Source organism: Rubrivivax soli (genome assembly GCF_049810355.1).
Classification (GTDB): Bacteria; Pseudomonadota; Gammaproteobacteria; order Burkholderiales; family Burkholderiaceae_C; genus Rubrivivax.
Genome location: NZ_CP187368.1, coordinates 1,524,292 through 1,548,957, shown reverse-complemented (window position 1 = coordinate 1,548,957; position 24,666 = coordinate 1,524,292). Strand labels below are relative to the sequence as shown.

27 protein-coding genes and 1 riboswitch are annotated in these 24,666 nt (G+C 70.5%); of the genes, 11 read left to right on the top strand and 16 right to left on the bottom strand.

What is annotated here, in order from left to right; genetic code table 11:
• Nucleotide 1: 1 nt before the first annotated feature.
• A riboswitch (cobalamin riboswitch) is annotated at nucleotides 2-249 on the top strand.
• Nucleotides 250-382: 133 nt separating this feature from the next.
• The 10 genes from ACPOLB_RS07035 to ACPOLB_RS06990 all read left to right on the top strand — a co-directional run bounded on the left by ACPOLB_RS07035 (nucleotide 383) and on the right by ACPOLB_RS06990 (nucleotide 8,945).
• Complete coding sequence (locus ACPOLB_RS07035) at nucleotides 383-2,239, top strand: TonB-dependent receptor domain-containing protein (RefSeq protein ID WP_425260592.1); 1,857 nt, start codon at nucleotides 383-385, stop codon at nucleotides 2,237-2,239.
• 5 nt (nucleotides 2,240-2,244) lie between these two features.
• The gene (locus ACPOLB_RS07030) at nucleotides 2,245-2,796 is read left to right on the top strand and encodes a bifunctional adenosylcobinamide kinase/adenosylcobinamide-phosphate guanylyltransferase (RefSeq protein WP_425260591.1); all 552 of its coding nucleotides are present in this window, start codon (nucleotides 2,245-2,247) and stop codon (nucleotides 2,794-2,796) included.
• The gene (locus ACPOLB_RS07025; protein WP_425260590.1) at nucleotides 2,793-3,716 is read left to right on the top strand and encodes an ABC transporter substrate-binding protein; all 924 of its coding nucleotides are present in this window, start codon (nucleotides 2,793-2,795) and stop codon (nucleotides 3,714-3,716) included. Before ACPOLB_RS07030 ends, ACPOLB_RS07025 begins: the two co-directional genes overlap by 4 nt.
• Nucleotides 3,713-4,744 (top strand): FecCD family ABC transporter permease, encoded by a 1,032-nt coding sequence (locus tag ACPOLB_RS07020; protein WP_425260588.1) that lies wholly within the window; start codon nucleotides 3,713-3,715, stop codon nucleotides 4,742-4,744. Before ACPOLB_RS07025 ends, ACPOLB_RS07020 begins: the two co-directional genes overlap by 4 nt.
• Complete coding sequence (locus tag ACPOLB_RS07015; RefSeq protein WP_425260587.1) at nucleotides 4,744-5,499, top strand: ABC transporter ATP-binding protein; 756 nt, start codon at nucleotides 4,744-4,746, stop codon at nucleotides 5,497-5,499. The genes ACPOLB_RS07020 and ACPOLB_RS07015 overlap by 1 nt, the downstream gene beginning before the upstream one ends.
• Nucleotides 5,500-5,520: 21 nt before the next feature.
• Nucleotides 5,521-6,312, top strand: coding sequence for a helical backbone metal receptor (locus tag ACPOLB_RS07010; protein ID WP_425260586.1), 792 nt, complete (start codon nucleotides 5,521-5,523; stop codon nucleotides 6,310-6,312).
• Nucleotides 6,309-7,319 (top strand): nicotinate-nucleotide--dimethylbenzimidazole phosphoribosyltransferase, encoded by a 1,011-nt coding sequence (gene cobT / locus ACPOLB_RS07005; RefSeq protein WP_425260585.1) that lies wholly within the window; start codon nucleotides 6,309-6,311, stop codon nucleotides 7,317-7,319. Before ACPOLB_RS07010 ends, cobT begins: the two co-directional genes overlap by 4 nt.
• Nucleotides 7,309-8,085, top strand: a complete 777-nt coding sequence (locus ACPOLB_RS07000; RefSeq protein WP_425260584.1) for an adenosylcobinamide-GDP ribazoletransferase — start codon at nucleotides 7,309-7,311, stop codon at nucleotides 8,083-8,085. The genes cobT and ACPOLB_RS07000 overlap by 11 nt, the downstream gene beginning before the upstream one ends.
• Nucleotides 8,079-8,639 (top strand): histidine phosphatase family protein, encoded by a 561-nt coding sequence (locus ACPOLB_RS06995; RefSeq protein ID WP_425260583.1) that lies wholly within the window; start codon nucleotides 8,079-8,081, stop codon nucleotides 8,637-8,639. The genes ACPOLB_RS07000 and ACPOLB_RS06995 overlap by 7 nt, the downstream gene beginning before the upstream one ends.
• Nucleotides 8,640-8,798: 159 nt before the next feature.
• Nucleotides 8,799-8,945: a hypothetical protein gene (locus ACPOLB_RS06990; RefSeq protein ID WP_425260582.1), complete on the top strand. Its 147-nt coding sequence runs from the start codon at nucleotides 8,799-8,801 to the stop codon at nucleotides 8,943-8,945.
• Between the two features lie 63 nt (nucleotides 8,946-9,008).
• On the opposite strand, the gene ACPOLB_RS06985 is transcribed toward ACPOLB_RS06990, so the two are convergent.
• The 11 genes from ACPOLB_RS06985 to ACPOLB_RS06935 form a co-directional block, all read right to left on the bottom strand.
• Nucleotides 9,009-9,866, bottom strand: coding sequence for an alpha/beta hydrolase (locus ACPOLB_RS06985; protein ID WP_425260581.1), 858 nt, complete (start codon nucleotides 9,864-9,866; stop codon nucleotides 9,009-9,011).
• Nucleotides 9,866-10,690, bottom strand: a complete 825-nt coding sequence (locus ACPOLB_RS06980; protein ID WP_425260580.1) for a peptidase — start codon at nucleotides 10,688-10,690, stop codon at nucleotides 9,866-9,868. The genes ACPOLB_RS06985 and ACPOLB_RS06980 overlap by 1 nt, the downstream gene beginning before the upstream one ends.
• A 55-nt stretch (nucleotides 10,691-10,745) precedes the next feature.
• Nucleotides 10,746-13,346, bottom strand: a complete 2,601-nt coding sequence (gene mutS / locus ACPOLB_RS06975) for a DNA mismatch repair protein MutS (RefSeq protein ID WP_425260579.1) — start codon at nucleotides 13,344-13,346, stop codon at nucleotides 10,746-10,748.
• A gap of 156 nt (nucleotides 13,347-13,502) precedes the next feature.
• A complete protein-coding gene (locus tag ACPOLB_RS06970) occupies nucleotides 13,503-13,793 on the bottom strand; it encodes a nucleotidyltransferase domain-containing protein (RefSeq protein WP_425260578.1) in 291 nt (96 codons plus the stop codon).
• Complete coding sequence (locus tag ACPOLB_RS06965) at nucleotides 13,790-14,437, bottom strand: hypothetical protein (RefSeq protein WP_425260577.1); 648 nt, start codon at nucleotides 14,435-14,437, stop codon at nucleotides 13,790-13,792. The genes ACPOLB_RS06970 and ACPOLB_RS06965 overlap by 4 nt, the downstream gene beginning before the upstream one ends.
• 3 nt (nucleotides 14,438-14,440) lie before the next feature.
• On the bottom strand, nucleotides 14,441-15,028 hold the full coding sequence (locus tag ACPOLB_RS06960) for a hypothetical protein (RefSeq protein ID WP_425260576.1): 588 nt from the start codon (nucleotides 15,026-15,028) through the stop codon (nucleotides 14,441-14,443).
• 343 nt (nucleotides 15,029-15,371) lie between these two features.
• The gene (locus tag ACPOLB_RS06955; protein ID WP_425260575.1) at nucleotides 15,372-16,934 is read right to left on the bottom strand and encodes a DUF2326 domain-containing protein; all 1,563 of its coding nucleotides are present in this window, start codon (nucleotides 16,932-16,934) and stop codon (nucleotides 15,372-15,374) included.
• Between the two features lie 52 nt (nucleotides 16,935-16,986).
• Nucleotides 16,987-17,142, bottom strand: coding sequence for an ABC-three component system middle component 7 (locus ACPOLB_RS06950; RefSeq protein WP_425261889.1), 156 nt, complete (start codon nucleotides 17,140-17,142; stop codon nucleotides 16,987-16,989).
• Nucleotides 17,143-17,194: 52 nt separating this feature from the next.
• The gene (locus tag ACPOLB_RS06945) at nucleotides 17,195-17,971 is read right to left on the bottom strand and encodes an ABC-three component system protein (RefSeq protein WP_425260574.1); all 777 of its coding nucleotides are present in this window, start codon (nucleotides 17,969-17,971) and stop codon (nucleotides 17,195-17,197) included.
• Between the two features lie 625 nt (nucleotides 17,972-18,596).
• A complete protein-coding gene (locus ACPOLB_RS06940; protein WP_425260573.1) occupies nucleotides 18,597-19,391 on the bottom strand; it encodes a LysR substrate-binding domain-containing protein in 795 nt (264 codons plus the stop codon).
• A 100-nt stretch (nucleotides 19,392-19,491) separates the two neighbouring features.
• Nucleotides 19,492-20,109 carry a Crp/Fnr family transcriptional regulator gene (locus tag ACPOLB_RS06935; RefSeq protein WP_425260572.1) on the bottom strand — a complete coding sequence of 206 codons (618 nt, stop codon included), beginning with the start codon at nucleotides 20,107-20,109 and terminating at the stop codon, nucleotides 19,492-19,494.
• A 155-nt stretch (nucleotides 20,110-20,264) separates the two neighbouring features.
• Between ACPOLB_RS06935 and ACPOLB_RS06930 the strand changes: the two genes are divergently transcribed.
• Nucleotides 20,265-20,711 carry a hypothetical protein gene (locus ACPOLB_RS06930; protein ID WP_425260571.1) on the top strand — a complete coding sequence of 149 codons (447 nt, stop codon included), beginning with the start codon at nucleotides 20,265-20,267 and terminating at the stop codon, nucleotides 20,709-20,711.
• Between the two features lie 19 nt (nucleotides 20,712-20,730).
• On the opposite strand, the gene ACPOLB_RS06925 is transcribed toward ACPOLB_RS06930, so the two are convergent.
• The 5 genes from ACPOLB_RS06925 to ACPOLB_RS06905 form a co-directional block, all read right to left on the bottom strand.
• Entirely contained in the window at nucleotides 20,731-22,002 is a 1,272-nt protein-coding gene (locus ACPOLB_RS06925) for an anion transporter (RefSeq protein WP_425260570.1), read from the bottom strand.
• Between the two features lie 96 nt (nucleotides 22,003-22,098).
• Nucleotides 22,099-22,794 (bottom strand): ArsR/SmtB family transcription factor, encoded by a 696-nt coding sequence (locus tag ACPOLB_RS06920; RefSeq protein WP_425260569.1) that lies wholly within the window; start codon nucleotides 22,792-22,794, stop codon nucleotides 22,099-22,101.
• A gap of 25 nt (nucleotides 22,795-22,819) precedes the next feature.
• Nucleotides 22,820-23,167, bottom strand: a complete 348-nt coding sequence (locus ACPOLB_RS06915; protein WP_425260568.1) for an antibiotic biosynthesis monooxygenase family protein — start codon at nucleotides 23,165-23,167, stop codon at nucleotides 22,820-22,822.
• Complete coding sequence (locus tag ACPOLB_RS06910; RefSeq protein ID WP_425260567.1) at nucleotides 23,164-23,511, bottom strand: NIPSNAP family protein; 348 nt, start codon at nucleotides 23,509-23,511, stop codon at nucleotides 23,164-23,166. The genes ACPOLB_RS06915 and ACPOLB_RS06910 overlap by 4 nt, the downstream gene beginning before the upstream one ends.
• 77 nt (nucleotides 23,512-23,588) lie before the next feature.
• Nucleotides 23,589-24,584 (bottom strand): inositol monophosphatase family protein, encoded by a 996-nt coding sequence (locus ACPOLB_RS06905; protein ID WP_425260566.1) that lies wholly within the window; start codon nucleotides 24,582-24,584, stop codon nucleotides 23,589-23,591.
• Between the last annotated feature and the right edge of the window lie 82 nt (nucleotides 24,585-24,666).

Sequence of the window (24,666 nt, the reverse complement as noted above, 5' to 3'; positions counted from 1 at the left end):
ACTGCGCCCGCTTGCAACAGGTGCCTGTCTTTCCGCTCGGGGAGACGGGTTCAACGGGAAGCCGGTGCGCAGCGGGTCTTGACGGCCTGCTGCAATTCCGGCGCTGCCCCCGCAACGGTCAGCGAGGAGCCTCCAGCATCGCAGCCACTGGTCCGCCAAGGACTGGGAAGGCGCTGGACGCTTCGGTGCAGTGGCAACACCGCACCGGCACTCGCAAGCCCGGATACCGGCCTGTTGCACGGGAAGCCGGTGTCGCGGTGGGCGGCGCATGGGGTGGACCGCTCGGCCGCTTGCGGCCGGCGCGGCCCGGCTCGCGCGCACCTGCAGCACTCCGGCCTGTTCAGGCTGGTCCGCACGGGGCGTGCGGCTGGAGGGTTCTCTCTTGTTCCAACGTGTCTTGTGCCGCGCACCCATCGCCGCGGCTGTGCTGATTTCCACTTCACTTCCGCTGCACGCGGAGACCATCGTCGTCACCGGCGTGCGCGAGCCGCTGTCGGTGGAGCGCCTGGCAGCGGACGTCGTCGTCATCGACGCCGACACCATCCGCGCCAGCACGGCCGACTCCGTGGCCGACCTGCTGCGCCGCGAAGCCGGCATGCAGCTCTCGCGCAACGGCGGGCCCGGCCACAGCAGCGGCGTCTTCATCCGCGGCGCGTTCTCGGGCCAGACCGTGGTGCTGGTCGACGGCGTGCGCATCGGCTCGGCCACGCTCGGCCAGCCGTCGTTCGACGCCGTGCCGCTGTCGCAGATCGAGCGCATCGAGGTGCTGCGCGGTCCCGGCTCCAGCCTGTACGGCGCCGACGCCATCGGCGGCGTGGTGCAGATCTTCACGCAGCGCGGCGACGCCGGCACGCAGGTCGACGCTGCGGCTGCCGTGGGCGGCTACGGCAGCCGCGCGCTGTCGGGCGGCGTGCGCAGCCGGCAGGGCGCCTGGGACCTGGCCGCCGGCCTGTCGCACGAGCGCAGCGACGGCGTCTCGACGCTGCGCCCTGGCGACCAGTTCGGCAACCACAACCCCGACCGCGACGGCTACCAGCTCGATGCCGCGCATGCACGCATCGGCTTCGCGCCGGCGGCCGGGCACCGCATCGGCCTGACGCTGCTGCGCAGCCGCCAGGACGCGCAGTACGACGCGAGCGAGTACCTGCCCGACTTCAGCCAGGACAACACACCCGACTTCCGCGACCGGCTCGACACCGAGCTCGCCGCGCTCGACTGGCGCGGCACGCTGCGGCCGGGCCTCGTGGCCAGCCTGCGCGCGCAGCGCAGCGTGGACGACAGCCGCAGCGGCGGCAACAGCATCGATGTGTTCACCACCACGCGCCGGCAGGTGGGGGGCCAGCTGGCCTGGGCCAGCGGCATGCTCGGCCAGCTCGTGGTGGCGCTGGAGCACAGCGACGACCGTGCCTTCGCCACGCCCATCGGCCGCAACGTCGAGCGCCGCACCGGCGCGGCCGTGCTGGCGCTCAGCGGCGACGCCGGCATCTGGTCGTGGCAGGGCGAGCTGCGCCGCGACGACAGCTCCGACTACGGCGGCGTCAGCACCGGCCGCCTGGGCGGCGGCATGCGGCTGCTGCCGCAGCTGAAGCTGCGCGCGCTGGCCGGCACCACCTTCCGCGCTCCCAGCTTCAACGACCTGTACTTCCCGGGCTACGGTGTCGAGACGCTGCAGCCCGAGCGCGGGCGCAGCGCCGAGCTCGGCCTGGTCTGGCGCAGCGCCGACACCGAAGCCGCGCTGACCGTGTTTCGCAACCGCGTGCGCGACCTCATCGGCTACGAAGGCGACCGCAGCTTCTGCCCGCCCGACCCGGCGTACGACTTCGGCTGCGCGCGCAACATCCGCCGCGCGCAGCTGGACGGCAGCACGCTGTCGGGCCTGCAGCGCCTGGGGGCCTGGCAGCTGAAGGCGCAGCTGGACTTCCTGACCGCGCGCGACGAGACCACCGGTGCCCGCCTCAGCCGCCGTGCCGCGCACCAGGAGACGCTGTCGGCCGACTGGACCGGCGCCGCCTGGAGCGCCGGCGCCAGCGTGCTGCACCTGGGCGCGCGGCCCGACAGCGGCAAGCAGCTCGCGGCCGAGACCACGCTCGACCTGAAGGCCGCCTGGACCTTGGCGGCCGGCTGGACGCTGCAGGCCCGGCTGCTGAACGCCACCGACCGCGACACCGAACCGGCGCGCGACTACCAGGGTCTGGGCAGGCAGGCCTGGCTGGGCCTGCGCTACGAAGGCGGGCTGTAGACGCGATGCCGCTGCACGAGCTGATCCTGGGCGGCGCACGCAGCGGCAAGTCGCGCTGCGCCGAAGCGCGCGCGGCGGCCTGGCTGGCGCAGCCGGGCCAGCGCGCCACGCTGCTGGCCACGGCCGAGGCCGGCGACGACGAGATGCGCGCGCGCATCGCGCAGCACCGTGCCGACCGCGCGGCGCGCGTGCCGCGGCTGTGCACGCGCGAAGAACCGCTGGCGCTGCCCGAGGCGCTGGAGTCGGCCACCCCCGAGCACCTGCTGGTGGTGGACTGCCTGACACTGTGGCTCACCAACCTGCACCTGCCGCTGCACGGCACGCCGCTGGCCGATGCGCAGGCGCGCGAACACGCGCTGCTGGCAGCGCTGGCCGCGGCACGCGGACCGGTGGTGCTGGTCTCCAACGAGATCGGCCTGGGCGTGATGCCGGTCTCGCGCGAGGCGCGGCAGTTCGTCGACGCGCTCGGCCGCCTGCACCAGCGCGTGGCCGCGCAGTGCGCGCGCGTGACGCTGATGGTGGCCGGCATCGAGGTGCCGGTGCAGGGCGCGCGATGAGCCGCCGCCCGGCATGGTGGTCGTGGCTGGCCGCGCTGCAGGGCCTGCTGCTGGCGGGCCTGCTGGCGGGCGTGCTGGCATCAGCGCCGGCCCGGGCGCAGCCGGTGGAGCTGCGCGACGACCGCGGCGCCACGCTGCGGCTGGCCGCGCCGCCGCAGCGCATCGTCAGCCTGCTGCCGTCGTTCACCGAGAGTCTGTGCGCGCTGGGCGCGTGTGGCCGGCTCGTCGGCGTCGACCGCTACTCCGACTGGCCCGCCAGCGTGCGCAGCCTGCCGCAGCTGGGCGGGCTGGAAGACGCCAACATCGAACGCACGGTGGCGCTGCGGCCCGACGTGGTGGTGGCGGCACGCTCGGCCCGTGTCACCGAGCGCCTGGAGGCGCTGGGCATGACGGTGCTGGTGCTCGACTCCGACACCCACGCCGACGTGCAGCGCAGCCTGCTGCTGCTGGCGCGCCTGCTGGGCACGCCCGAGCGCGGCGTGGCGTTGTGGCAGCAGCTGCAGCGCGAGATCGGCGAGGCCGCGGCGCGGGTGCCGCCGCGCTACCGGGGCAGCGCGGTGTACTTCGAGGTCGAGAGCTCGCCCTATGCCGCCGGCGCTGCGTCGTTCATCGGCCAGACGCTGCAGCAGCTGGGCCTGGGCAACATCGTGCCGGCGGCGCTGGGGCCGTTCCCGAAGCTCAACCCCGAGTTCGTCGTGCGCGCGCAGCCGGCGCTGGTGATGGCCGTGCAGCACGAGCTGGCCGGCATGGCGGCGCGCCCGGGCTGGGCCGGCATGGCGGCCCTGCGGCAGGGGCAGGTGTGCGGCTTCGAGCGCCCGCGCTACGAAGTGCTGGTGCGCCCGGGCCCGCGCATGGGCGAGGCCGCGCGCCTGGTGGTCGATTGCCTGGTCGCGTTGCCGGCCGGAGGCGGCCGCCCGTGAACAGCGCCGCCTCGGCGCACGACCGCCGCCAGCGCCGCCGCCTGCTGGCCGCGCTGGCGGCCGCGGCACTGCTGCTGCTGCTGGCCGGGCTGGCCGTGGGCAGCGAAGGCTGGTCGTGGGCCGGGCTGCGGGCCGACCTGGCCGGGCCGCAGGCGGCGCTGATCGTCGGCGAGATCCGCGCACCGCGCACGCTGGGTGCGCTGCTCGTGGGCGCGCTGCTGGGACTGGCCGGCGCCATCGCGCAGGGCCTGTTCCGCAACCCGCTGGCCGACCCGTTCCTGCTCGGCACCGCCGCCGGCGCCTCGCTGGCCGTGGTGCTGCTGCTGGCCGGCAGCGCCGCGCTGGGCCACACGCTGGCGCTGGCCACCGCGGCCTGGCTGGCGCGGCTGGGCCTGGTGGCCGCCGCCTTCGTCGGCGCGCTCGCCGGCGTGCTGCTGACCCTGGCGCTCGCACGCGGCGCGCAGCAGACGCTGCGCCTGCTGCTGGCCGGCGTGGTGGTGGGCGTGGTGCTGGGCGCGGTGGCCGACCTCGTGACCACCTGGTCGCCCGCGGCGCTGCGCGGCAAGCAGGCCTTCATGCTGGGCTCGACCAGCTTCCTGGGCTGGGGCAGCGTCGCCGTGCTGGCGGCGGGCCTGGCGCTGACGCTGCCGCTGGCGCGGCGGCTGGCGCGTGCGCTGGACGCGCTGAGCCTGGGCGAGGACAGCGCCCACAGCCTGGGCCTGCCGCTGCCGCGGCTGCGCCTGGTGCTGGTGCTGCTGCTGGCGCTGTGCACGGGGCTGGCGGTGTCGCAGGCCGGGCTGGTGGCGTTCGTCGGTCTGGTGTCGCCGCACCTGGTGCGCCGCTTCGCGCCGGCGCCGCAGGCGTTCACGCTGCCGGCCAGTGCGGCCGCCGGCGCGGTGCTGATGGCCGCGGCCGACGTGCTGGCGCGGTCGCTCATCGCCCCCGAAGAACTGCCCGTGGGCGTGCTGACCGCGGTGCTGGGCGGCAGCTACCTGCTGTGGCTGCTGCACCGCCGGGAGGTGGGCTGATGCTGCAGGCCTTCGACCTGCATGCGCGGCTCGGAGGCCGTGCCGTGCTGCACGGCGTGCACTGCCAGCTGCGGCCGGGCTGGACGGCCGTGGTCGGCCCCAACGGCGCCGGCAAGTCGACGCTGCTGCGCGTGCTGGCCGGGCTGCTGCCGCCCAGCGGCGGCGAAGTGCGGCTGGACGACCGCGCGCTGCAGGACTGGCCGCCTGCCGAACGCGCCCGGCGCGTGGCCTGGCTGGCGCAGCGCAGCGACACCAGCGGCGACCTCACCGTGCGCGAGACCGTGCTGCTGGGCCGCCTGCCGCACATCGGCCTGCTCGGTGCGGCGGGCCCCGCCGACACCGCCGCCGTGGACGCCGCGATGGACGCCACCGCCTGCACCGCCTGGCAGCACCGGCGGCTGCAGCAGCTCTCGGGCGGCGAGCGCCAGCGTGTGCTGCTGGCGCGCGCGCTGGCCACCGAGGCGCCGGTGCTGCTGCTGGACGAGCCCACCACGCATCTGGACGCGCCGCACCAGGTGGCGCTGGCGCGGCTGTTCCGGCGCCTGGCGGCCACGCGCACGGTGGTCAGCGTGCTGCACGACCTGCCGCTGGCGCTGCACGCCGACCGCCTGCTGGTGCTGGTGGACGGGCGTGTGCAGGCCGAAGGCGCCTTCGACGACCCCGCGCTGCATGCCGCGCTGGTGGCGGCCTTCGGCGGCGCCGTGCGCATCGACAACCGCGGTGCGCGCCCGGTGGCGCTGCCGCACCTGGACTGACCCGGCAGGAGAAGATCGGCCATGGGACCGCAACGCATCGTCTGCCTCACCGAAGAAACCACCGAGTGGCTGTACCTGCTGGGTGAAGAAGCGCGCATCGTCGGCATCAGCGGCTACACGGTGCGGCCGCGCCGCGCGCGCGACGAGAAGCCGCGCGTCAGCGCCTTCCTCGACGGCAAGATCGACAAGATCGTCGCGTTGCAGCCCGACCTGGTGATCGGCTTCTCCGACATGCAGGCGGCGCTGGCCGACAAGCTGATCCGCGCCGGGCTCGACGTCTACATCACCAACCAGCGCAGCGTGGCCGAGATCTTCCGCACGCTGCGCCTGGTGGCCGCGCTGGTCGGCGCGCAGGAGCGCGCCGAGGCCTGGATCGCGCAGTGCCAGGCGCGCCATGCGCAGATCGCGGCCGCGGCCGCGGTCTGGCCGCGCCGGCCGCGCGTGTACTTCGAGGAGTGGGACACGCCGATGATCAGCGCCATCCAGTGGGTGTCGGAGTTGATCGGCACTGCCGGCGGCGACGACGTCTTCGCCGAACTCGGCACGCAGCGCATGGGCCGCGACCGCGTGATCGCCGACGCGCTGGAACCGGCGCGGCGTGTGCCCGACCTCGTCGTCGGCAGCTGGTGCGGCAAGAAGTTCCGCCCCGAGAAGGTGGCCGCGCGCGCGGGCTGGGCCGACGTGCCCGCGGTGCGCGCGGGCCGCCTGCATGAGATCAAGAGCTGCGACATCCTGCAGCCCGGACCGGCGGCACTGACCGACGGGCTCGAACAGCTGCACCGTTTCTGCACCGACTGGGCCCTCGCGCAATGACCACGTCCACCCTGGCTGCCCGCGTGCAGCACCGCATCGACCGCAAGACCAAGCCGCTGGGCGCCCTGGGCCGGCTGGAAGCGCTGGCGCTGCAGCTGGCGCTGGTGCAGCAGAGCGAGACGCCGCAGCTGCACGCGCCGCAGCTGGTGGTGTTCGCGGCCGACCACGGCATCGCGGCGCAGGGGGTCTCGGCCTACCCGCAGGCCGTGACGGTGCAGATGGTGGCCAACATGCTGGCCGGCGGCGCCGCGGTGTCGGTGCTGGCGCGCCAGCACGGGCTGGCGCTGACGGTGGTGGACTGCGGCGTGGCGCAGCCGCTGGCGCCGCAGCCCGGGCTGCACGTGGCCCGCGTGTGCGACGGCAGCGCCGACAGCACGCAGGCCGCGGCCCTCACCGACGCGCAGTGCCAGGCCGCGCTGGACAACGGCGCCGCGCTGCTGCGCCGGCTGCCGGGCAACGTGCTGCTGCTGGGCGAGATGGGCATTGCCAACACCTCGCCCGCGGCGCTGCTGATGGCGCGCCTGACCGGGCTGCCGCTGGCCGCGTGCGTGGGCCGCGGCACCGGGCTCGACGACGCCGGCCTGGCGCACAAGACGGCGGTGCTGCAGCGTGCGCTCGACCGCCACGCCGGCGTGCAGGGCGTGCAGCCGCTGCTGGCGGCCTTGGGCGGCGCCGAGATCGCCACGATGTCCGGCGCCGTGCTGCAGGCCGCGCGCGAACGCCGCGTGGTCGTGGTCGACGGCTTCATCACCACCGCGGCCGTGGCCGTGGCGGCAGCGCTCGAGCCCGCGGTGCTGCCGTGCTGCGTGTTCGCGCACGGCTCGGCCGAACACGGTCACGGCCGCTGGCTGCAGGCCCTGGGCGTGCAGCCGCTGCTCGACCTGGGCCTGCGCCTGGGCGAAGGCTCGGGTGCGGCGCTGGCCTGGCCGCTGCTGCAGTCGGCCGTGCTGCTGCTGGCCGAGATGGCCAGCTTCGACAGCGCCGGGGTCAGCGACCGTGCTGCATGAGCTGCGCCTGTTCCTGATCGCGCTGCAGTTCCTGACGCGCGTGCCGGTGCCGGCCTGGGTGGGCTGGCGACCCGAGTGGATGCACGCCAGCGCGCGCCACTACCCGGCCGTGGGCCTGGTGGTGGGTGGCTTCGCGGCGCTGGTGCTGTGGACTGGCGCGCACTTCTGGCCGGCGGCGGTGGCCGTGCTGCTGTCGATGGCGGCCACGTTGCGGCTCACCGGCGCCTTCCACGAAGACGGCCTGGCCGACACCTGCGACGCGCTGGGCGGCACGGTCAGCCGCGAACGTGCACTCGAGATCATGAAGGACTCGCGCATCGGCAGCTACGGCACCGTGGGCCTGGTGGCGGTGCTGGCGCTGAAGGCCGCGGCGCTGCTGGGCCTGGCGCTGCGCGACGTGGAACTGGTGCTGATCGCGCTGCCGCTGGCGCACGCCGGCTCGCGCGCGGTGCCGGTGCTGCTGCTGCGCTGGCTGCCCTACGGCGGCGACCCGGACCACGCCAAGGCCAAGCCGATGGCGCAGCAGGCCGACAACCACACGCTGCTGGTGGTGGCGCTGTGGCTGGTGGTGGTGGGCGCCGCGGCGCTGGCCTGCGGGCTGGAACCGCAGCGCCTGCTGCTGGCGGGTGTTGCGCTGCTGGTGGTGGCGTTGGTGATGGCGCGCTGGCTGCAGCAGCGCCTGGGCGGCTACACCGGTGACACGCTCGGCGCGTCGCAGCAGGGCGCCGAGCTGGCGGTGTACCTGGTGCTGCTGGCGCAGTGGTGAACGCGGACGGCTCCGCCACCACGCTCTGGTGCTGGCGCCACCCGCGCGCCGAGGGCGCGGCCGGGCGCTGCATCGGCCGCACCGACCTGGCCGTCGATCCGCGCCGTGCCAAGCGCCTGGCGCACCGCATCCGCCACGCCGCGCGCGTGCACGGCCTGCCGCACGCCGCCCACGTGTCGCCGCTGGCGCGCTGCCGCGCCGTGGGCGGCTGGCTGCGGCGCTGGGGCTGGCGGGTCGTGGTCGACGCGCGCCTGGTCGAGGTCGACTTCGGCGCCTGGGACGGCCTGCCATGGACGCGGATCGCCTGGTCCGAGGTCGAGGCCTGGCGACACGACCTGCTGCACCACGCGCCTGGCGGCGGCGAGTCGCTGGCGCGCCTGGCCGTGCGCGCGCGGGCCTTCGCGGCAGCGCAGCGCGGGGCCGTGCTGCTGGTGGGCCACGGCGGCTGGATCAACGCGCTGCGCAGCGTGCCGCCGGGCTGCACCGTGCTGGCCGCCGCCGACTGGCCGGCGCCGCCGCGGCACGGGGCGCTGGTGGTGGTGCGGCACGGCTGATCGGGGTCGTCGCGCGCCGTGGCTGCCGCCGTTCGGCCCGCGGCGGCAGCCATCCGTCGGCGCACTGCGCGCTTCATCGCAAGGCGCTCGCGGCGGCGCGGCGCGCTGCCTAGAGTCACGCTCATCGCATCGCCTGTCGCGGTGCTTCGGAGCCCCACCATGAAGACTTCCCTCGCCGCCCGCGCCACCGCCTTCGGCCTGGCCGCCTTCGTCACCGTGGCGCTGCTCGGCAGCGTCGACCTGCTCGCCAGCGCCGAGGCCGGCGCGCAGGCCGTGCTGGCCGCCGCCGGCACCACGCAGGCCTGATGCCCGTGGCAACGGCCTTGTCCTTCGGTCGCAGCAGGCGGGGGCCGGCAGCGCCGCGCCCGGTCAGTGGCGGTGTGCGGACGCCGCGGCTGCAGGCGTCTCCAGCAGTTGCAGCACCGCGTCCGCCGTGGCCAGCGGCTGCTCCATCGGGAACAGATGCGTGCCCTCCAGCCAGGCGATGCGCCCGCGCGTGACGGCGCGGGTCTCGGCCAGGCCCACCTGGCGCACCTCGGTCGAACGCGTGCCGCCGAGGAAGGCCACCGGGCACTGCGGCGGGTGGCGCTTGAGCAGCGTGCCGAAGTGGTGCGGCAGCGTGTTGTAGAAGCGCGTCTCCACCTCGCGGCGGAAGGCCAGCCGGACGCCACCATCGGGATGCTCGGGGTCGGGCTCGATGCCGCAGGCGATGTAGTCGGCCAGCACACGCGGGTCCCAGCGCGCGAACAGCGACTTCGCCGCGTAGTGCGCATGCGCCGCCTCGGCACTGGGCCAGTGCGTGCGCCGCGACTTCGACACCCGCCCGGGCGAGATGCGGCCGATCAGCCGCGCCGCCTTCGCCACCTGCACGCTGTGCGCGCGCCAGCCGGCCAGCACCGGCGAGTCGATCAGCACCAGGCCGGCCGCCAGGTCGGGCCGGCGGCAGGCGGCCAGCAGGCTGAGGTAGCCGCCCAGCGAGTGGCCGACCAGGTGCACGCGTTCGCCCGGCGCCTCGCGCTCGATGAACGCGATCAGCTCGTTGCGCGTGTGCGGCCAGTTGCTGGCCACCGGGAAGGCCGGGTCGTGGCCGAACTTCGGCAGCGCCAGCACGCGCCAGCCGGCGGCCTGCCAGTGTTCGAACAGCAGCCGGTAGGTGCCCGCGGGGAAACCGTTGGCATGGCTGAAGACCAGGGTGCCGGCGCTACGGTGTGCTTTGCGGCCCGGCATCAGACGATGCGCTCGCCCGGGTGGGTGATCTTGCGCATGGGCTCGAAGCGCTGCAGCGGGCTCATCAAGGGGTGCTGCGTGTCGCCGCCATCCCAGCGCGGGTCGTCGATGCCCTCGAACACCTCGCGCAGGCGCTGGCCCCAGGTGCTGTGGATCATGCGGAAGTACGGGTTCTGCTCGTCGATGCAGACGATCTGGTCGCAGGCCAGGCTGCCGGCGCGGTAGACCAGCAGGTCCAGCGGCAGGCCGACGCTGAGGTTGGACTTCAGCGTGCTGTCCATCGAGACCAGCGCGCACTTGGCGGCTTCGTCCAGCCCGGTCTTGGGCGTCAGCACGCGGTCGAGGATGGGCTTGCCGTACTTGCTTTCGCCGACCTGGAAGAAGCAGGTCTCGCGCGTGGCCTCGATGAAGTTGCCGGCCGAGTAGACGAGGAACATGCGCATCGCCTCGCCGCCGATCTGGCCGCCGAAGATCATGCTGGCGTTGAAGTCGATGCCGGCGGCCTTCAGCGACGGCCCGTCCTGCATGTACACACGCCGCACCGCGCTGCCCAGCACGCGCGTGGCGTCGAACATGCTCCTCGCGTTCCAGATCGTGATCGGCTCCTCGTCGCCGTTGTCGAGCTTTTCCACCTGCAGGATCTCGCGCACGCTCTGGCTGATGCTGAGGTTGCCCGCCGACAGCATCACCATGAAGCGGTCGCCGGGCTTCTCGTAGACCATCATCTTGCGGAAGGTGCTGATCTGGTCGAGGCCCGCATTCGTGCGCGAGTCGGACAGGAAGACGAGGCCGGCATCCAGGCGGATGCCCACGCAGTAGGTCATGGCGGGGGGTGCAGAGCGCGACGGAAGGCCGCAAGCCTACCAGCACCGCCCGTGGTCAGCCCGGCCCGCGCTGCAGCGCCTTCAGCCGGTACAAGGCGTCGAGCGCCTCGCGCGGGCTGAGCCGGTCAGGGTCGACCGCGGCCAGCGCCGCTTCCACCGCCGAGGGCTCGGGCATGGCCGCTGCCGGCGGCGGCGCGAACAGGTCCACCTGCGCGGCACCGGCCTGCGCCTTGGCCTCCAGCGCCTCCAGCGTGGCACGCGCCTGCCGGATCAGCGGCTGCGGCATGCCGGCCAGCCGCGCCACCTGCACGCCGTAGCTGCGGCTGGCGGGGCCGGGCTCGATCTGGTGCAGGAAGACGATGTCGTGCCCGCTCTCGGCCGCGCCCACGTGCAGGTTGACCGCGTGGGGGTGCCGCGCGGGCAATTCGGTGAGCTCGAAGTAGTGCGTCGCAAACAGCGTGAAGGCGCGGTTGCGGTCGTGCAGCTGCGTCGCGATGGCCGAGGCCAGCGCCAGGCCGTCGAAGGTGCTGGTGCCGCGGCCGATCTCGTCCATCAGCACCAGGCTGTGTTCGGTGGCGCCATGCACGATGGCCGCGGCCTCGGTCATCTCCAGCATGAAGGTGGACTGCGCGTTGGCCAGGTCGTCGGCCGCGCCGATGCGCGTGTGGATGGCGTCGATCGGCCCCAGCCGGCAGGCCGCCGCAGGCACGTAGGAGCCGATGGCCGCCAGCAGCACCGTCAGCGCCACCTGGCGCATGAAGGTGCTCTTGCCGCCCATGTTGGGGCCGGTGATCACGAGCATGCGCGTCTTCGCGTCCATGCGGCAGTTGTTGGCGATGAAGGCCGCACCGGTGGTCTCGCGCAGCCGCTGTTCCACCACCGGGTGGCGGCCGGCCTCGATGTCGATGCAGGGGTAGGGCACGAACTCGGGCCGGCACCACTGCAGCGTGGCCGCGCGCTCGGCCAGCGCCGCCAGCGCGTCCAGGCTGGCCAGCGCACGCGCCAGCGCCGACAGCGCGCCCAGGTGCTGCTGCAGTGCGTCGAGCAGCTGCTCGAACAGCCACTTCTCGCGCGCCAGCGCGCGCTCCTGGGCCGACAACGCCTTGTCCTCGAAGGCCTTCAGCTCGGGCGTGATGTAGCGCTCGGCGTTCTTCAGCGTCTGCCGGCGCTGGTAGTCCGCGGGCACCTTGTCCTGGTGCGAGGCGGTCACCTCGATGTAGAAGCCGTGCACCTTGTTGAACTGCACGCGCAGGTTCGGAATGCCGGTGCGCGTGCGTTCGCGCGCTTCCAGGTCGAGCAGGAAGCTGTCGCAGTTCTGGCTGATGGCGCGCAGCTCGTCGAGATCGGCATCGACCCCGGCGGCGATGACGCCGCCGTCGCGCAGCAGCACCGCGGGCTCGTCGGCGATGGCCTGCAGCGTTTCGGCGACGCCGGCGTCGGGCTGCAGCGCCGCGTGCAGCTGCGCCAGCAGCGCGCTGCCGGCCGGTGCCGCGGCGCGCAGCGCCGGCAGGCCGTGCAGCGTCTGGCGCAGGCCGGCGAGCTCGCGCGGGCGCACCTGGCGCAGCGCGATGCGCGCCGTGGTGCGCTCGACATCGCTCACGCCGCGCAGCGCCTCGCGCAGCGGCTCGAAACCGCTGGTCATCAGTTCGGCGATGGCGTCGTGGCGCGCGCTGGCCGCAGCGCGTGCGCGCTGCGGATGCGTCAGCCAGTGGCGCAGCAGCCGGCTGCCCATGCCGGTGCGGCAGGTGTCGAGCAGGCTCAGCAGCGTGGGCGCGTCCTCGCCGCGCAGCGTCTGCACCAGTTCCAGGTTGCGGTGCGTGGCCGGCGGCAGCTCCAGCAGGTCGCTGGCGCGTTCCACCGTCAGCGTGCGCACGTGGGCCAGCGCGCGTCCCTGCGTGTGTTCGGCGTAGCTCAGCAGCGCCGCGGCGGCGGCCTGCGCCACCGGCAGGTCCTGCGCGTTGAAGCCGGCCAGCGTGGCCACCTGCAACTGCTCGCGCAGCTTGCGGTCACCGAGCGCGGTATCGAACTGCCAGGCCGGGCGCGCGGTGCGCGCGGCGCGCACGCCGTCGAAGGCGGCGTCCAGCGTGCCGGCCTCGTGCAGCAGTTCGGCCGGCGCCAGCCGCGCCAGCCAGCCGGGCAGTTCGCGGTCGCCGCATTCGGTGATGCCGAGCTGCCCGCTGCTCAGCCCCAGCCACGCCAGGCCCCAGGCGGCGCGGTGCTTGTGCACCGCCAGCAGCAGCGTGTCGGCGCGTTCGGCCATCAGCGCGCTGTCGGTCACGGTGCCGGGCGTCACCACGCGCACGACCTTGCGCTCGACCGGCCCCTTCGCGGTGGCCACGTCGCCCACCTGCTCGGCCACCGCCACGGCCTCGCCCAGCTTGATCAGCCGCGCGAGGTAGCTTTCCACCGCGTGCACCGGCACACCGGCCATCACCACCGGCTCGCCGGCGCTCTGGCCGCGGGTGGTCAGCGTGATGTCGAGCAGCCGGTTGGCCTTGCGCGCGTCGTCGAAGAACAGCTCGTAGAAGTCCCCCATGCGGTAGAAGACCAGCGTGTCGGGGAACTCGGCCTTGATGCCCAGGTACTGGGCCATCATGGGCGTGTGGCGCGAGAGGTCGGCGGGCGCGGGGGCGGGCTGGGGGAGGGCGGGGGTCATGTCGGGCGTGATGGTAGGTCACGGGCGACGGGGGGTGACGAGCGGCCGGCGGGGCGACCGGCGGATTTGCAGCGATTGGAGCCGGTCGCTCACGGTCAGCCAAAGCGCGCTATCTGACACCTTGGGGACGTTCAACTGCAGGCTTCGGCGCAGTGCCTAGGGGATGATCGCCCGGCTTTGCTGGACTGCGGTAACGTCGATCGCAGCTGCTTCATCGAATGTCATGAAGGCCAGATGAATTGGGAGCTCTAGCGCGTCTGGATCGATCTCTCGCCGCAAAGCATCTGCTTGCTCATCGCTTTTACAGAGGATTAGTAGGTCGATGTCTGCCGCACCTGCTTCGTCGCGCTCGACCGAGCCAAAGAGGTGCCATTGAGTTCCCTCGGCTTTGGCGCCGAGTGACCAAGCGATCTCGCGCAGGCTCCGAATTGTGCGGTCGCGGATCACTTGTGCAGGCGGCTCATCAGCTCACCAAACGCTAAGGCTTCAGCGCCCATCGAATTGGCCGCTGCCTGCGCTTGGTCGGTTATGGATCCATAGCTCGACGACTTCACGACGATATCAAAATGCCCTACCCGGGCCCTTGCGTTGCGCACGTCCTCGGCGCTCATGTGGTACGCCTCGATGACAGCGACTACAAGACTCGACCCTGAATCACGCACAGCCTTGAAGACAGTGTCAAAGACGTACGAGACGTGGGACACATTCCGGTGTTGCTCCATCGCGTTGATGAAGAATCCCATGTTCTTGTCCCGGAACGAACCGGCGTCGCCTGTTGAAGCTGCCCGTGCGATGTCGCCCAACTTTCCGAATGCGGTGCCGGCGGCGTGAACAAGATCGATGGCTGCGCCGCTCCACAAACTCATGGATGGGACGTTCATCACGAACTGCGGTTTGTTGACGCCGCCGAAAAGCGGAGCGACGTCAGAAGGCTGAATTACACCCCGCACCCCTAGCACCGCTACTGAGAACGTGTAGCCTGTCTTTGGTGACTTGACTAGCAGGAAGCCCTCAGCAGTCCGGCCGAGAACCTCCATGTACTCCTTAGCCACCAGCTTTTCGGCTACCCATTCAGTCGGATCATTGCTCACTGATCAGTCCTTCAAGATGTTGGTTAGCTCGTTTGGGAAGCGAGAGCCATCCTCTCTGATCCCTGCAATGTGGAAAGCTTCAAGGTCATCTATGTGCTGCCGTAACAACTCCAAGGTCGCCCTCTCGTCATCCCGAAGCAGGTCGCGGTTAGCGTCAAGAATCGCGAGCAAGCGTCTGTTGTTAGGAAGGATGCGAGTCAGCATCTTCCGCTTCCACTGTTCAGCGGCACCGCTTTCCGGGTTCCTCGCTGCGTCAATGTGAGGCCCATATCTATCGAAGATCGAACGGTTTTCCGTCAGTAGCGGATCCACAGCCTTACGAGCACTACTGCGGTCGTCAAACTTTGCCGCGCCAAACAGCCCCCGAAGCTTCTTCGCGTGATCGCGCTTCCAGCCCAGCATCATGTCGTCCGGGAAGGCATCAGGCGCCTTGTCGACCATCGTGTGACAGTTCGCACACAACACAATCAGGTTCTCGAACGCACCGCGTTCCTCCTCGGTGAGGTTTGGGTCAGCACGAGGACCGCCATCGTTGGCCGCAAATACGTGTGCCAACTCTGCAATGTGTATGTTCGTGCCCGCAGCGTCCACGAAGAGCTCGTTGGCGCAATTCGGGTTCTGACAGTAGCCGGCTGATGCAGCGAAAAGCCTACGCTGAGTATGGGCGTTCGGTGACGCGGCACCCCTTGAGCAAGCCATACTGGCGTCCCCGATATCTAAGTCACTCAGATTCTAGTGATTTATTGGGTTGGCCGGCAAAGCACCAACGGCGTCAATTCCAACATCGGCGCTACGTGCGACGATGGATCTGAAAATGTGGGCAATGAGTGCAGAAGCCGCGTACCAACGGCCGCTGCTAAGTCAGTGCGACATGCCCACGTTGGCCGGCGCGATGCTCGGCAAACGGAAGACCCAACCAACGCCTGCAAAGCGACTACTTTTGAGTGCGCCAATCCTTGATGTACAGCAGGTCGTTGTGGGCAAGCTTCAAGACTGTGAAGCGTTCTAGCAGCTGCTCCACAGCCGGCCCAAACTTCTTCGCCTCGTCGAACGACAGAAAAATCTGCTTCGACTGCATGGCTGCCAGGATGCGCAGAATACGGGCCGTCGCTGGCACCTCGATATTCTTGTAGATAACCGAGTCGTGAAGCGCCATCGGCAACTTAGTGAGCGACAGCATCGCCAGGTCAAAACCCACAAGGCCTGCGAAGGACTTGCCAGTGCCGGTGTCGTCCGGTGAGGTAAAGAGATAAGACCCAGCGTTCCTAATGCGGAGTTCTGAGGCGACCCGCGACGGACCATAGACCACCTTGTTGAACGACCTGAGCTTGCTGTTCACTTGGCCTTCGATGGCCAAGAAAATTCCCGCATAGATGTTTTCTAGGCGATCGTTTGAGTCCTTAACAGCGGCGTCGATGTTGAGCTTGCTCTCGAAGTGATAGTTTTCGGCGGCTGCCTTGTCGACGGCACCTTTCAGTTCGAAAACGCGATTGAACACGTCGTCAGGTAGGCCCTTCGACTGCAGTGATGCCTGAATCTCACCATCCACCTGAGCCAGCTCAGACGCTATTGCACGCTCTTCCACGACAGTGGCAGCCAGCTCATCCTTCAATTCTTTCTTGACGATGCTGCCAATCTTCTGGTGGAAGCCCTCAACCTGTTCGAGGCGCTGCACGTCAACCGTCGGGAAGAAGTCGGCGACGAGCGCAATATTGGCCGCAAGTCGCGGTGTGATGCCCAAGATCTCCCGCTCAAGGCGGCGGACCTTGGTATGAAGTTCGATGCGATGGCTACCAAGCTCAAGCTTGCGCTGCTGCTTCTTCTGCAAGTCTTGGTCGAACAGCGACTCATAGACAGTGAGGGCGCCGCTGAACCCGTTTTTCAACTGCTCAATCTGAGCCTGGTTGGACTCGATTGACCGGGCGTTCTCTAGGTACTGGGACTTGGTGATCTTCGGGATGATGCTCGCAGTCATGGAGTCGCTGATGAGCTTCTTGCGGTTCTTCAGACCGTCCAAAGTCTTGCGCTCTAGTGCCACATCAGGGCTGCGGCCGAATAGGTCAACCAGGCGGTTGATGGCCGCCGCGATTGGCTCCTTGTCTGCGCCCACGAATGGGTGGCTTGGGTTCAGCCCGCCCTTCTTCCAAATGCGCGAAAACGGATTCACGATCGACCGGAACGTGCCCTCCAGCTCTTCCAGCCCGTACAAGCGCTTCAATAGCCTGTTGTACTCGTCGATTCCAAGCTCGCGCTGTGCCTCGTACTCTGTATTGCACTCCTGCACTATGTCAGGGCTATCAGTCGCGCGTGAAAAGTACAACCGCTCGGAACCGAACTCGAACGAAAAGTCGTAGCGATGCGGCCCGAGCTCACGGATGGCGCCCGCATCGTCCCTTTCTGCGAAGGTCGAGCCACCGAATACGAAGTCGATGACCATGAGAACCGTGGATTTGCCAATGGAGTTCTTTGCGTCATCGTCTCCGAGGATGACGTTCAAGCCAGGGCGGAACTCAATCGGTGAATGGCTGAAGTGAACGCATCGGATTTCTTTAAGCATAGCTAATCGAGCCTGTCTCTACTTCAATGGTCAGCATGCCGAGTACGTACAACACATCCAGCGCGTGAAGGAACTCCGTCGCATCCTGAAAGACGCCGTGAGTGCGGCGGTAGACATCCTGCACGGTCTCCCCCTGCGATTTGCCCATCAAGACCTTCCGCATCTTGAACAGTGTCGACTCCTCAAGTCGTGTGAACTTGCTAGGAACCAACATCGAAGACCTCACAGTTCTGGACGAAGAAAGACGTCAGCACCTTTGCGGCTAGAAGTGGCCTGCCAGTTCGAGCGCTGATCCACTGCGCTACGAAGTTGAAAACCGCGTCCTTGTTGTCAGGATTCTGCTGCTGCATCGCCAAGTAGTAGGTGTTGATCTGGCTCTGCAGCAAGCGCACGGCTACTTGGTCACTCTGCTCCAACATGCGGATCTGGTCCCGGATGCGAACATAGAAGGTGACGGCCTGGGCCTTGATTTCATGCTTTTGCAAAGGGCTCATCCCCGCAATCAGCTTTCTATCCACGGTCGTGAAGTCGAAGCTGGTTAGAGGGATGTCTTGCTCAATGCTGCTCAGTGAAGTAATACTGTCCAGGATTGCGTACACCTCTTCCTGAATCTTGTAGTCGGACACCGTTGCGTTGGCGCGCGCCTCAGCGAGGAAGCCGTCCTTGATTTTTCTAAGCTTGTCCATCTCATCCAGCTTGAAGTCCTTGTCGTACTTCGTGTGGCAGGAGGGGCAAAGCGCAATGACGTTCTCGAGGGCATTAATAGCTTGAGGAGCGGCGCGGCCAATTAGAGCCGTGATTTGGGACGGGGTCGGATTCAGCGGATAGATATGAGCCACTTCGTAGCCTTTGCTCCACCTGCTTGAGCCCGGCTTGCGAAAGAGAATTGACTTCGAGCACAGCGGGCAGCACCCGGAGGTCTCTGCGTACAGGATGCTGTGCTCGTTATCGCCGTAGCCTGTTCTTGCCGTCGCCATTCGAGGACCTTGCTGCGATAACAGAGCCGCAAGACTGGATTGCCGCAGGCTCGTTCGCTGGTAGCGAATCGTACCAAGGCACCTTGTTGGACCGCTGATCCCAAGGCTGTGCCATCAAGAAGGCCCAGCAACTGCTCGGTTGAATAGGACGACCAGGCGTCTTGCGATGGTCAGACCGCGGCAGCCAACACCCGACGCATCAATTCGCAGGCCGGTAGGCCGGCAGGTCCAACTGCGGCCTGACATCGCGCCTCGCACAACAACTGCAGAGGATGGCGCCTACGTCCAGCGGTTGGGCTGCGCCCACTTTGCGCACCTGCGTGCCGTCATCGAAGGTCTAAACCCAGGTGGCCGCCCAGCACTACATGGCCGCAGGCACGCCGGCCAGCTCAGACGACTGCTCTTGGCGAGAGCAGTCACCCAGTCCAGAACCGCGAACGACCGCGATCAGTCCTGAGCCGCCACTCAGATCGTGGCTGCATGATTGACAACTTGAGACGCGGACCCCTGCGAGGGGGACTGGCCACGATCCGCTTCACCATCAGGCCGCCCCGCGCGCCCACCGACGCAGGCCCGAGCGGTCCCAGCACAAGCCTCCCCTTTCCCGCCCATCACCCCCGAAGCCTCAACCCACGCCACTCCGCGCCATGGCCTTGACCCAATCCATGAACAGCCCCGCCGGCCCATCTTCGGCCACCCCCTTGCGCGCACACAAGTAGTACCCGCGCCCGGTGGACACGGTGCGTGCGAACGGCCGCACGAGTTCGCCGGTGGACAGCTCGCGCTCCACCAGGCACGGCTGGATCACGGCTACGCCCATGCCGGAGCACGCGGCCACGATCATGTTGCTGGCCAGGTCGAACCCGCCGCCCAGCTTCACCTTGTCGCTGGGCACGCCGGCCGGGTCGAGCCACAGTGCCCAGTTGCCGGGCAAGTTCGTGTGGTGCAGCAGCGTCTCGCGCAGCAGGCCGGCGGGCGTCTTCAAGCGCTGGGCGATGGCCGGCGTGCACACCGGCGTGATCTCGCGTCCCAGCAGGTAGCGGGCCGTGATGTTGCGCGGCCACGGCCGGCCCGGGCGCTTGATCTCGATCCACACGTCCACGTCCTCGAGCCACGTGGTTTCCTCGGGCCGCGATGGCCGCAGGGCGATGTCGATGTCGGGGTGCCGTTTCTGGAACTGGCTCAGCCGGGGCATCAGCCAGCGCGTGCCGAGGGTCGCCACCGCGCTCAGGCGCAAGGGGCGGCGCCCGCCGCGAAAGGGCTTGCGCAGATCGCTGAACGCCTGCTCCAGCGCCTGCACGCTGGCCTCGATGCGCTGGCGCAGGTCGTGCGCGCGGGGCGTGGGCACCACGCCGTGGGCATGCCGTTCGAACAGCGGGTAGCCCAGGTGCGCTTCCAGGCGCGCGACGGCCCGGCTCACGGCCGCCTGCGTCACGCACAGCGCTTCGGCCGCGCTGGTCTGGCCCTGAGCTGCGGTGGCCGCCCTGCGGCGCCGCGCCGGCCCGCAGCGCGTGCGGCGCTTACCAGCGCGGCGGCAGCTTGCGCAGCAGCACGATGTGCGTGCGCGAGACCTCGATGTAGCCGCCGCGTGCCAGGTCCTGCAGCAGCCGGTTGACCATCACCTTCGACGCCCCCAGGCGCTCGGCGATGCGGGCCTGGCTCAGCGGCCCGGGCACGACGCGGCGGCCGCCTTCGTCGACCGCGAGCGCGTCGAACAGCCCCACCAGGCGCCCGTAGACGTCGACCGAGGCGAGGCGGCCCACGGTGTGCGTCAGCGTGCGCACGCGCTGCACCAGGCGCTGCATCAGGTGCAGCGCCAGGTCGGGCCGCGCGGCCAGCACGCGCTCGAACTCGGCCCGCCCGACGCGGGTCAGCCGGGCGCGTTCGGTCACTTCCACGGTGGCGGCGCGGCGCCCGCCGCTGAGCATCAGCTCGCCGAAGAACTCGCCCGGGCGCAGCGTGTTCAGCTCCACCGTGCGGCCGCCGTCGCCCGTCACCACCGCGCGCAGCTCGCCCGTGTGCACGATGTACATGCAGTCGGCCGGCTCGCCTTCGGTGACCACGGCCGTGCCCGGCTCCCAGGTACGGGTCTCGCCCAGCTTGGCCAGTTCGGCCAGGATCTCGTCGGCGTGTTCCATCGCGTTGTCGTGTTGCTGTGATGCCCTGGCGCGGCGCTGCGCCCCCCGGCCCCGTTCACCGTTCGCCGTTCACTATTGAACCGTGGTGCGCGTGCAGGCACGCGTCGCTCGACCATGGTGGCACACACCCGCACCACCACACGAGGAGACCCGCCATGTTCATCACCTTCCTGTCCCGCCGCGCCACGCAGGCAACGCTGCCGATGCTGGTCGCGCTGATGCTGGCCGGCCAGGCCCCGGCCGCCCACGCGCAGCGCCCCGGCACGTCGACCACCGCCGAGCAGTTGCACGCCAACGCCGTGGCCTCGTTCCGCCAGGGCCGCTTTGCCGAGGCTTTCGGGCGATTCAACAGCCTGGCCGACGCGGGCCATGCGCCGTCGGCCGCCGTGGCGCTGTGGATGTACGAACACGGGCCGACGCTCTTCGGTCGCGACTGGGACAGCACCCAGGAGCAGCTGTCGGCCTGGGCGCAGCTGGCGGGCCAGCCGGCGCCGGTTCTGGTGGGGCGCGCCTATCCGCGCAGCGACACGCGCGCCCAGGCGCGGCCGGCCTGGCGCACGGCAGCGACAGCAGCGCCGACCGGAGCCGCAGCGCGGCCCTGAGCGCCGCGCGCCCGGGTGTTCAGGCCGCCCAGCGCAGCCAGGCCCACACCACGGCCAGCGTGCCCAGCGTCACCGGCACGCCGATGGCCGCGTGCTGCCGCCAGTCGATCGCGATGCCGCTGCGCTTCGCCAGATCGACGACGATCAGGTTGGCGATCGAGCCCACCAGCAGCAGGTTGCCGGCCAGCGTGCTGACCAGCGCCAGCAGCACGCCGGCGCTGTCGCCTTGCAGGTGCGGCAGCAGCAGCATCACGGCCGGCACGTTGCTGACCAGGTTCGACAGCGCCACGCCCGCCACCAGCAGCGCGCCGGGGTCGGCCAGCACCACGCCGCGTGTGCCCAGCCAGGCCACCGCCTGTGCCGCCAGCCCGGTGGTCTCGAAGGCGTGGTTGACGACGAACAGGCCGATGAACAGCAGCAGCAGTTGCCAGTCGACGAAGCCCAGCACGTGCGACGAGTACAGGCGCCGGCTCAGCAGCAGCACCGCGGCGCCGACCAGGGCCGCCACCTCGCGCGGCCAGTCGGTGAACAGGAACACGAACAGCAGCGCCGCGGCCACCAGCAGGCCCTTGGCCGACTGCAGCGCGTCGAAGGCGGGTTCGTCGTCGCCGGCCCCCGCCGGGGCCGCCGCCGCAGCCGGTGCCGCGGCGCTGCCGGGGCCCCACGCCAGCCACAGCCACAGCAGCAGCAGGCTCAGAGCCACCGGCGGCAGCGCCTGCCGCACGTAGCCGGCGAAGGGCAGCTGCAGCACCGATCCGATCAGCATGTTCTGCGGGTTGCCGATCAGCGTGGCGGCCGAACCGATGTTGGCCGCGCATGCCAGGCCGATCAGGAAGGGCACCGGCGGCAGCCCGCGCTGCAGGCACAGCCGCGCGACCACCGGCGTCATGGCCAGGCAGACGATGTCGTTGGAGAACACCGCCGACAGCGCGCCGGCCACCGCGATCAGCGCCGCCATCAGCCCGCGGCGCGACAGCGGCAGCGCCGCCACGCGCTGCGTCACCGCGGTGTAGAAGCCGCCCAGCCGCATCTGCGCCGACAGCACCATGAAGGCGAACAGCAGCACGATGGTGGGCAGGTCGACGCTGCGCGCGGCGTCGTCCACGCTCTGCCCGGTGAGCGCGATCACGGCGATGGCGCCCAGCAGCGCCACGCCCGAGCGGTCCAGCTTCAGCCGCGGCAGGCCGCCGAGGAACATGCCGAGGTAGACCACCGCGAACACCGCGACGATGCCCCAGTCGCGCACGCCGTGGCCCAGCAGGTCGAAGGCGGGCAGGGAGGTCGGATTCACGGTGAGCGGCCGGCGGGTGGAAGTCGGGCGCGATGATAGTGACCGGGCCTGCGGCGCGCCCGCCGGCCCGCGCGCTGCAGGCGGCTGCCTGCGCAGTCAGCCCGGCGGCAGCTCCAGCCAGTCGGCCAGCACCAGCTGCCCGGCAGGCGTCAGCGCGAGGCTGCGTTCGCCGCCGTGGCGCCGCCACCAGCCGCGCTCGATGCCATGGCGCAGCCAGGCGGCCGCCAGCCGGCCGGCGAGGTGGTCGCGCCGCTCGGACCAGTCCAGGCAGCCGTAGCCCAGCGCGCGGCCGGCGCCCAGGCGCTGCCAGGCTGCGCCGTCCAGGCCGATGGCGTCCAGCGCCGCGGCACCGGCGGTGCTGACGGCATAGCCGTCGCCGGCCGGCAGCAGCCAGCCGCGCTGCAGCTGGTTGTGCAGCAGCGCCACGCCCAGCCGGCCCGCGAGGTGGCCATAGCAGCAGCGGGCGTGGCGCAGGCGCTGGCGCGCGGGGCTGGCCCAGTCGCGGGCGTGGCTGTCGCGTTCGGCCACCAGCGCCAGCGCCTCCAGGGCCTGCGCCACCTCGGCGTCGGCCAGGCGGTAGTAGCGGTGGCGGCCCTGCGGTTCACAGGCCAGCAGGCCCGCGTCCAGCAGCTGCGCCAGGTGGCCGCTGGCCGTCGCCGGCGTCACCTGCGCGGCGCGCGCCAGTTCGCCGGCGCTGGCGAGCTCGCCGCCCAGCAGGTAGGCCAGCATGCGCGCGCGGGTGGCGTCGGCCACCAGCGCGGCGACACGCACGAAGCGGGGTTCCTGCGGCATGGCGGGTGCAGCGGGCATGCGGGCGCTACAGCAGCGCGATGCCGGCATCGGCCGGCGCCTGCGCACGGTCGTGCATGCCGTAGTCGCGCAGCGTCGCGACGACCCGGATGCGGTAGCCGGCGAACACCTGCGCGCGGCCTTCGTGCTGGCCGCTGCGGTGGCAGGCCATGTTGCGCCATTGGCGGATCGCGTCCTCGTCACGCCACCAGCTCAGCGACAGGTAGGTGCCCGGCCGCGCCAGGCTCTCGAAACGCTCGACGCCGAGGAAGCCGTCGATGGCATCCAGCGCCGGCCGCAGTGCGGCGGCGATCTCGAAATAGCGCGGTGCGCAGCCTGCCAGCGGCGTCACCTCGAACAGCACGGCCAGGCTCATTGCGGCTCCGGCGCGCGTGCGAAGGTGCCGGCCACCGTGGCGGTGAAGCGGCGTTCCTCGCGCACGATGAAGCGCGCGCGCTGGGCGAACGCGAAGTTCTCGCGCCCTTCGGCGTCGGCCCGCAGGCGCTGGCGGTAGGCCTCGTAGGCGGCCAGCGAGTCGAAGCCGACCAGTCCCCAGGCCTCGACGTTGCTGCCTTCGTGCGGCAGGAAGTAGCCGATGAGGTGGCCGCCGCAGCGCGGGATGATGCGGCCCCAGGCCTGCGCGTAGCGCTCGAACGCGTCGCGCTGGAAGGGGTCGATCTCGTAGCGGATGAAGCAGGCGATCGGGCAGGCTGGGGGCATGGCGGGCACCGGGTCAGTGGCAAGGCGCCCAGTGTCCGTCCCGCGCGGCCGTGGTGGCTTCGGCCGCCGCCGAAGCATCACATCGGGGCGTCTTCGCCTTGCGGCCCGGTCTTGCGGATGCGCACCGCGGCGCGCTTCTTCGCCGGGGCGCCGGCCAGTGCCTGCGGCTGGACGATCGCAGGTGCGCCGTCCACGAAGGCCTGCGTCGCGTCGGCGGCGGTGTCGGGGGCGGCGGTCGCGGCCGCGGGTGCATCGGCCTCTTCCTTGATGACGCGCGTGTAGGGCGCCAGGATGCTGACCAGTTGCCCGTAGACCTTCGGGTTGCCGGCCACCACCTCGCGCTGGTAGAGGTAGTCGGCCTCGCCGGTGAAGTTGCCGATGAGCCCGCCGGCCTCGGTGATGATGAGCGAGCCCGCGGCCACGTCCCAGGGGTTCAGGCCGGTCTCGAAGAAGCCGTCGTAGTAGCCCGCGGCCACGTAGCACAGGTCCAGCGCCGCGGCGCCGGGGCGGCGCAGGCCGGCGCAGCTCTGCATCACCTCTTCGAACATCTTCACGTAGCGCTTGAAGTTGTCGCCCTTGCGGAACGGGAAGCCGGTGCCGATGAGCGCGTCGCTGATGCGCGTGCGCTTGGACACGCGCAGCCGGCGGTCGTTCAGGAATGCGCCGCGCCCGCGCGAGGCGTAGAACATGTCGTTGCGCGTGGGGTCGTAGACCACCGCCTGGTGCACCTGGTTGCGGTGCGCCAGCGCGATGCTGACGGCGTAGACCGGGAACCCGTGGATGAAGTTGGTGGTGCCGTCCAGCGGGTCGATGATCCAGACGAACTCGCTGTTCTTCGCGCCGTGCGTGCGGCCGGACTCCTCGGCCAGGATGCCGTGGCCGGGGTAGGCCTCGAGCAGCGTCTCGATGATGATGTTCTCGGCCATCTGGTCGACTTCGGAGACGAAGTCGTTCGGGCCCTTGCTGCCGACCTTCAGCACCTCCAGGTCCAGCGCCGCGCGGTTGATGATGGACCCCGCCGAACGTGCCGCCTTGATGGCGATGTTGAGCATGGGGTGGAGCGCTTGCGACATGGGACGGGCCTTGTGCTGGGGGCGGGTGGTGCGGTGGGCAGGGAGAAAGAGCGACGCGGCGACAATCGTCCACCGCGCAAGC

Excerpts from the sequence above, each read along its gene's own strand:
- ACPOLB_RS07030 (WP_425260591.1), top strand. The coding sequence starts at position 2,245 with ATGCCGCTGCACGAGCTGATCCTGGGCGGCGCACGCAGCGGCAAGTCG.
- ACPOLB_RS07025 (WP_425260590.1), top strand. The coding sequence starts at position 2,793 with ATGAGCCGCCGCCCGGCATGGTGGTCGTGGCTGGCCGCGCTGCAGGGC.
- ACPOLB_RS07015 (WP_425260587.1), top strand. The coding sequence starts at position 4,744 with ATGCTGCAGGCCTTCGACCTGCATGCGCGGCTCGGAGGCCGTGCCGTG.
- ACPOLB_RS07010 (WP_425260586.1), top strand. The coding sequence starts at position 5,521 with ATGGGACCGCAACGCATCGTCTGCCTCACCGAAGAAACCACCGAGTGG.
- cobT (WP_425260585.1), top strand. The coding sequence starts at position 6,309 with ATGACCACGTCCACCCTGGCTGCCCGCGTGCAGCACCGCATCGACCGC.
- ACPOLB_RS06990 (WP_425260582.1), top strand. The coding sequence starts at position 8,799 with ATGAAGACTTCCCTCGCCGCCCGCGCCACCGCCTTCGGCCTGGCCGCC.
- ACPOLB_RS06985 (WP_425260581.1), bottom strand. The coding sequence starts at position 9,866 with ATGCCGGGCCGCAAAGCACACCGTAGCGCCGGCACCCTGGTCTTCAGC.
- ACPOLB_RS06980 (WP_425260580.1), bottom strand. The coding sequence starts at position 10,690 with ATGACCTACTGCGTGGGCATCCGCCTGGATGCCGGCCTCGTCTTCCTG.
- mutS (WP_425260579.1), bottom strand. The coding sequence starts at position 13,346 with ATGACCCCCGCCCTCCCCCAGCCCGCCCCCGCGCCCGCCGACCTCTCG.
- ACPOLB_RS06950 (WP_425261889.1), bottom strand. The coding sequence starts at position 17,142 with ATGGGCAAATCGCAGGGGGAGACCGTGCAGGATGTCTACCGCCGCACT.
- ACPOLB_RS06945 (WP_425260574.1), bottom strand. The coding sequence starts at position 17,971 with ATGGCGACGGCAAGAACAGGCTACGGCGATAACGAGCACAGCATCCTG.
- ACPOLB_RS06935 (WP_425260572.1), bottom strand. The coding sequence starts at position 20,109 with ATGGAACACGCCGACGAGATCCTGGCCGAACTGGCCAAGCTGGGCGAG.
- ACPOLB_RS06930 (WP_425260571.1), top strand. The coding sequence starts at position 20,265 with ATGTTCATCACCTTCCTGTCCCGCCGCGCCACGCAGGCAACGCTGCCG.
- ACPOLB_RS06920 (WP_425260569.1), bottom strand. The coding sequence starts at position 22,794 with ATGCCGCAGGAACCCCGCTTCGTGCGTGTCGCCGCGCTGGTGGCCGAC.
- ACPOLB_RS06915 (WP_425260568.1), bottom strand. The coding sequence starts at position 23,167 with ATGAGCCTGGCCGTGCTGTTCGAGGTGACGCCGCTGGCAGGCTGCGCA.
- ACPOLB_RS06910 (WP_425260567.1), bottom strand. The coding sequence starts at position 23,511 with ATGCCCCCAGCCTGCCCGATCGCCTGCTTCATCCGCTACGAGATCGAC.
- ACPOLB_RS06905 (WP_425260566.1), bottom strand. The coding sequence starts at position 24,584 with ATGTCGCAAGCGCTCCACCCCATGCTCAACATCGCCATCAAGGCGGCA.